This window comes from Runella sp., assembly GCF_027484545.1.
GTDB lineage: Bacteria > Bacteroidota > Bacteroidia > Cytophagales > Spirosomataceae > Runella.
In genome coordinates this window covers 1-6,372 of the sequence record NZ_JAIXST010000300.1, presented here as the reverse complement: position 1 = coordinate 6,372, position 6,372 = coordinate 1, and the positions used below count along the sequence as shown (strand labels likewise).

Sequence of the window (6,372 nt, the reverse complement as noted above, 5' to 3'; positions counted from 1 at the left end):
CCAAATCAAGTTTTCAATGAACGACTGCCAATAACTAAAAATAGTACAATATTAACTAAACCATAATACACTTATAAAGTATTAACTATTTTGTCCAATTAATGGGGTACACCATACCGCCACCACTTTTTCAGTTGCCTTGAAGGTTCAAAATTTTCATTTAGCTTAAAACTTTCCATATAGAAAATGAAGATTAAAGGTTAGATGGGATTGCAAGATATTTTTTTGCAATTTCATTTGATATTTAAATACCTTTACATTTTGACAATTAATCACTTTACTTTTTGCAATCACGATGAAAACGGGTGAAAAAATCAGGGTTTTACGTACAATGAAGGGCTTTTCGCAAGATAATATGGCAGACATGGTGGGGATTTCGAGGCAGGCGTATGGAGAAATAGAAAGAGGAAATACACAACCAAGCCCTGAGCGCATTAACCAGATTACGGAGAAGTTGGGAATTACCCCCAACGACCTTGAAGTCTTTGGAAACGCCATCTCTAATTTTTTTGACCAGTGCCAAAATACAAACGTAAACGCAGGAAATAACCCAAATCAAACCAATCATAACAACTACGACAACCGCGAACTTCAACATCAACTTGAAAAAGCCCAACTCGAACTCAAACTTTGCCAAGCCGAAAAAGAAAAAGCGGAGATAGAAGCGCGGTATTTAAGAGAGAAGTATGAAGGTGAGAAACCATGAATGAACCAAGCTATCCTTTCAAACGCGTTGATGATAGGCTAACTTTTGGCTTTGAAAGTATCAGCCAAGAAAAAACTATTGAGAAATTGATTGAGTTTCGTTTGCTTGATACTTCGTCCGAACTATACAATCTTGCCCTGATGGATATTTTGTCTAATGGTGAAGTTAGTGATATGATTGTAAGCAATAACCAAGATATGTCGAAAGTTTTGGCTACTGTTTTTCAGAGTATCAGGTTATTTTTCAAAGAAAAACCTAACGCTAAAGTTTTGATACAAGGTAGTACACCCTCCCGCACAAGACTTTATCAAATGGTCATAGGCAAGTACCATGCTGAATTAGAACCAATTTACAATATTTGGGGTTTTAAGGGCACTGATATCCAACGCTTTGAATTAGGGTATAATTTTGAGGGGTTTATCGTATCAACTAAAAATTTTGAAAATCATGAAGTCGAATCATTCTAAATCTAACAAACCTAAGATATATAAATCTGTTGAAGAAGCATCAAATGCCAAGCATGAAGCGGCCAAAGAGTTTATCAAAAAAATAGGTATAGATAAAATAGCAGCTTTGCCTGCAAATTCATAAAAGACAAAGCTGAGATGGAGGTGCGCATGCAAAGCGTCAGTCGGTTTGGTCGTTTCTTTTAAACTGACTGACGCTTTTTTTACCCTAACTTCTTATACTTCAAATACGTATATCGCGCATTTTCTTTGGCAATGAACCAGCCGTAGTAGCCGTCGAGAAAGCCGAATTTGAATATATATTCTACTAAAAATCGAAAGACGGGGCTGAGAAATAATTTTACAAGATTGGCCTTTTTACCCAATCTTGCGCCTTTTTCAGCAAAAAGTGTACTGTATCGGTCTGTTTTAGCGGCAAACTGTTCGGGCGTATCCACCGTGTAATGATACACATAACCGGATAATTTTTTAATCCTGTGTTCGGTCTTGAGGGTGAGTCCTTCGTGAACGGCGTCGGTGTTCCATTGGATTTGTTTTTTGTTAAAAATCCGAACGTGAGACTCGGGATTCCAGCCGCCAAAACGAATCAGTTTTCCCGAAAAAACCGTCCGAAAAGGTAAATCAAAGGCGTCGGCATCGGGAGCCGGCGTAAACGCTTTACGGATACTTTCAACCAATTCCTGGCTAATTACTTCATCATCATCCACCGACAAAATCCAATCGTGTTTGGCCCAAGCGTTTCCGAAATTCTTCTGTGCCGAATACCCCTCCCAGGCGTGTTCAAGCACTTTGGCTCCTGCCGCTCGCGCTACTTTACGGGTAAGGTCGGTACTCCCCGAATCCACTACTACGATATCGTCGGTCAGGAGTTTGAGCGCTTCAATCGTTTTAAGGATTTTTTTTTCTTGGTTTACAGTAATGATAACAGCCGAAAGCGGAGTCATGGCATGTATTTTTTATGGATTTCTGGTGTGCAACCTACTCTTTTCTCCCCAATGGAACAAATGCTTCTCCTTCAATAAACAGGAGATAGCGATGCAGTATTGGAATAAGTCGCTAAAGGCAATGTAAGTTCGATGGTCGTTCCATGGGTAGGAACAGATTGAATCGTCAAACTTCCGTCCAGTTCTTCCACGCGTTTTTCCATGTTAAAAAGCCCATTTCCACATACTTTTGCTGCCTCCGTATCAAAGCCGACACCGTCATCTTTGATACACAGACAAAGCTGTTGATTGTTTTTAAAAATCTCTATCCAAACGTGCTTTGCATTGGCGCATTTGGCGATGTTGTTGATGGCCTCTTTGAAAATCAGATAGAAGTTATACTGCTGATTAGAAGGCAGTTTGTAATCTCTTAAGTTGTCCGCGACATAAAATTCGTATTCGCTTCCTTCAAGCATTTCGGAGGCAAAAATCTTCATTTTGGTCGTAATACTTTCCAAGCTGTCGTTCATCGGACGAGTGGTCCAAATAATATCCCGAATCGTACTGACAGTCCGTTGGGAGTTGACGCTTATCAAGTCCAATAATTCGGTCAATTGTCCATCTTTCTCCTTCAACTGCCGTTTAGCAGCCTGACTCAGCATGGCTACACCGCTGAGAGTAGCTCCCAAATCGTCGTGTAAATCTCGGGCAATCTGACTCCGAATATTATCCGAAACCTGCATTTGACGAATGGTTTCGGCCTGCATCTTTTGAGCATCCTGAATTTGTTTTAAGCGGTTCCGATAAAAAGCATATCCCAATACGCCCATAAGTACGATTACCACCGACGCCAACGCGACAATCCAGCTGGCTTGACGACGAAGTTCGGCTTCCTGTTCGGCCTTGATTTGTTTGAGTCGCTGGTTTTCTCTGTCTTTTTCAAAAGCAGCGTATTTCAGTTCCACCAATTCCGCTCGTACTACATTTTTCTTACGTTCAATGGAATCGTTTAGCATTTTGTAGGATTGAAAATAAGCAAGAGCTTCTTTGTAATTCCTCTGTATTTCTTCCAATTCCGCCATTTGTCGGTTCAAATTGGCAGTTTCCACCACCGACCCAAATTCTTTGGCCGTATCAAAGGCTTTTTGCAGGTATCCTTTGGCTTTTTCAAAATTGTGCTGAAGGCGATAGGTAGTGGCAGCTTCCTGATAACACTGAATTTGCAATAATTTTTCTCCGTGCAATTGACTTTGTTGAGTTGCTTGGTCGAGGTAGTCCAAGGCCCTTTCAAACTCGCAATGATCGTTGTAATTTCTGGCGATTCCGAGTAAAATCTGCGGTAAAATTTGGTAATTCTGATCCGCTTGTTTGGCCAAAACAAGCCCTTCCTGCAAATACTTCAATGATTCTTTATAGCGACCTTTACGACGATACAACTCCCCTATTTGCTCGTGGTTTACGGCCATACCACGCTTTTCCTGCTTCTTTTTATTCAACTCCAATGCCCGAAAGGTATAATCAAGTGATTTGTCAAGCTGATTCATCACTTTATAGTTTTCAGCAATATTATTGAGGCAGATGGCTTTACCGCGTTCCCAACCTGTTTGCTCAAACAATTCCAAGGCGTTCAGGTAATGTTCCTGTCCTTTGGCATAATTCCCCTCCAACGACTCCAAAATGGCGTAGTTAATAAAGCTTTGTCCCAAATTAACTTTGTTGTTGAGTTTTTTTGCCAACTGATTGGCTTCGTTGGCATAGCGCCAAGCCGATGTTTGATCTATCTCCGAAAGCCGATACGCCAAGCGGTGGAGGTTTACAACCCGCGTACTGTCTTGTGCAGGATGGACAGCCAACCAATGTCGCAGGCTATCTACCATCTTGTTTTGGGCGTATAATGCTGACCCAAAACTCCACAACAGCAAAATGATACTCCATCGAACTCTCATAAAAAAATCTCCGAAAACTCTGTCTATAATGGTGCGAATTTGCTAATTTTCTCTCATCCTACCTAAACCAATTTAGTTAATGGTAACAACTGACACTCCCGATGATTTTTATCATTTTATTTTCCCCTTTTTTAACTGATAATCAACCTGATAAATACCGATATTTAAAATAAGTCAAATCCTGTTAATCAGTTGTCAATCATGCTAAAGGAGCTTACTACTGACGTTATAGATCATTTGCTGAACAATCAGTATTTTGGACGCATTGGCTGCGCCGCTGATAATCATGTACTGATTGAGCCAGTGATGTACCACTTTGACGGACTTTATATCTACGGCATTACGCGCGAAGGCACTAAAACACGAATGTTGCGCAAAAACCCTAACGTGGCTTTTGAAATTGACGAAATGGTTAGCCCGGGCGTTTGGCAAAGCGTAATGATCGAAGGAGAATTTGAAGAATTACAAGGCAATGAGCGAGATTACGCCATTTACTTACTCAACCGCCGAAAAGTCCCCCTATTTGCCGATGAAAAACCAGGACTTACCGGAAATGCACATCTGGATGACCCTAAAGTCGTCACACCAGTGGTATATCGAATTCACATCCGAACCAAAACGGGTCGCAGCTATAGTCAGTAGTAAAATACGGTTTTATAGTTTCATCCTCAACACTTTTCCGCTCCGCAGGCCCGTATGCTTTTCGTTATTTACCACTACTTCCCCATTGACAATGACGTATTTCATCCCGCGTGAATATTGGTGCGGGCGATCGTACGTAGAGGCATCGATGATGGTGTTTTCGTCAAAAACGAGTACATCAGCCGCCATAGTGGGTTGTAAAAGTCCGCGTTCGGCGAGTTTGAATTTTTGTGCCGGTAAAGAAGTCATACGGCGAATGGCTTCTTCCAAAGGAATGATTTTCTTTTGTCGTACGTAATAGCCCAACACGCGGGCATTGGTACCATAACCGCGCGGATGCGGTACTCCAAAATTATAGACCCGAATGGATGCATCGGAAGCAAACATATTTTGTGGATAACGCATGATGTTTTCCACATCCCAATCGCCCATGCCGTGAAATACCATACTGGCACCACCTTTCAGGGCCATTTCCATGATGGTTTCGGCTTTGTGTTTGCGGCCTTTTAGCAGATTGATTTCTTCCATGTTTTTACCGTTCAAAGACGTATCAGCATCATAATTAGCCACTACTGCGTAGGTGAAATGTTTCTGCTTACGGCGTTTGAGGCTTGCCACCATTTCTTTTATCATGCGTTGCCTAATGGCCGCGTCATTTACCCGTGCTTTGATAGAATCCAATCCTCCCGCTAAAGCCCAACTCGGCAGCAAGGTGTTCAATCCAGTACTGCTGGCGGTGTAGGGATATTGGTCAATGGTGACGTCTATGCCTTCGCGACGAGCACTTTCTACGGCGGCTATGGTTTGTTTCGAGCGGCCCCAGTTATTTTGACCGCTGACCTTAAAATGCGAAATCTGTATCGGAATCGTAGCCTGTCGGCCAATTTCTACGGCTTCATCAATGGCCTTCAGTACTTCGTCGCCTTCGTAACGAATGTGCGAAGCATACACGCCACCGTAACGAGCAGCCACTTTGGCCAAACCCACAATTTCTTCGGTTTTGGAGTACGTACCCGGCACATAAATCAAGCCCGTTGCCAACCCCACGGCACCGTCTTTCATGGCTTTTTCGACAATGGCTTCCATTTTTTGCTGCTCTTCGGGAGTGGAAGGGCGATTGACCGTTCCCATCACGGCCTTACGCACATCGTTATGGCCAATGAGTGACGCTACATTGACGGAGGTTTTGACGCTGTCCAACTGCCTGAAATACAGCCCTAAATCTACGTTAGACAAACCGCAATTGCCCGTCACTACGGTCGTAACGCCGTCATAAATAAAATTATCTGCCGTAGGACGTTTAAACTCGTCTTCTTCGATATGGGTATGAACGTCGATAAAGCCCGGGCAAACAATCAATCCTTTGGCATCCAAGGTTTTGGCAGCAGTAGCATTGGGGAACTGGCCGACTCGGGCAATTTTACCGTTTTTAATGCCCACATCGCCATAAAACCACGCATTTCCCGTACCATCCACGATTTTGCCGCCGCGCAGCAGCAAATCAAATTCCTGAGCAAAAGCACTATTTTTCAGTAAAACCAAAGCGAAGAGAATAGAAAAGAATTGGGTGTAGGACAAGTTTATTAAGCCGCCATTTTTATTAAATCGGTTACTTTATTGCACTGATTGTTTTTAAAAGCGACCCTAATATTAGCTACTTGTTGCAAACCTGTTTTAGTCCACCTTTG

The 6,372-nt window shown here is 42.5% G+C and carries 7 protein-coding genes; 4 read left to right on the top strand and 3 right to left on the bottom strand.

Annotated features, from left to right (window positions below; genetic code table 11):
• Positions 1-295 precede the first annotated feature (295 nt).
• From Q0081_RS26745 to Q0081_RS26735, 3 genes are read left to right on the top strand one after another with little or no spacing between them, the layout of a single operon-like run.
• Positions 296-706 (top strand): helix-turn-helix domain-containing protein, encoded by a 411-nt coding sequence (locus Q0081_RS26745; RefSeq protein ID WP_298360831.1) that lies wholly within the window; start codon positions 296-298, stop codon positions 704-706.
• Entirely contained in the window at positions 703-1,173 is a 471-nt protein-coding gene (locus tag Q0081_RS26740; protein WP_298360829.1) for a DUF6934 family protein, read from the top strand. Before Q0081_RS26745 ends, Q0081_RS26740 begins: the two co-directional genes overlap by 4 nt.
• Positions 1,154-1,297 (top strand): hypothetical protein, encoded by a 144-nt coding sequence (locus Q0081_RS26735; protein WP_298360827.1) that lies wholly within the window; start codon positions 1,154-1,156, stop codon positions 1,295-1,297. The genes Q0081_RS26740 and Q0081_RS26735 overlap by 20 nt, the downstream gene beginning before the upstream one ends.
• Positions 1,298-1,376: 79 nt before the next feature.
• Here the strand turns inward: Q0081_RS26735 and Q0081_RS26730 are convergent, their stop codons facing one another.
• Together Q0081_RS26730 and Q0081_RS26725 are read right to left on the bottom strand one after the other, a co-directional pair.
• Positions 1,377-2,117, bottom strand: a complete 741-nt coding sequence (locus Q0081_RS26730; RefSeq protein ID WP_298360825.1) for a glycosyltransferase family 2 protein — start codon at positions 2,115-2,117, stop codon at positions 1,377-1,379.
• Between the two features lie 71 nt (positions 2,118-2,188).
• Positions 2,189-4,042 (bottom strand): histidine kinase, encoded by a 1,854-nt coding sequence (locus Q0081_RS26725; protein ID WP_298360823.1) that lies wholly within the window; start codon positions 4,040-4,042, stop codon positions 2,189-2,191.
• Positions 4,043-4,243: 201 nt separating this feature from the next.
• On the opposite strand from Q0081_RS26725, the gene Q0081_RS26720 reads away from it, so the two are divergent.
• Positions 4,244-4,684: a pyridoxamine 5'-phosphate oxidase family protein gene (locus Q0081_RS26720; protein ID WP_298360821.1), complete on the top strand. Its 441-nt coding sequence runs from the start codon at positions 4,244-4,246 to the stop codon at positions 4,682-4,684.
• A 12-nt stretch (positions 4,685-4,696) separates the two neighbouring features.
• On the opposite strand, the gene Q0081_RS26715 is transcribed toward Q0081_RS26720, so the two are convergent.
• On the bottom strand, positions 4,697-6,262 hold the full coding sequence (locus Q0081_RS26715) for an amidohydrolase family protein (protein ID WP_298360819.1): 1,566 nt from the start codon (positions 6,260-6,262) through the stop codon (positions 4,697-4,699).
• Between the last annotated feature and the right edge of the window lie 110 nt (positions 6,263-6,372).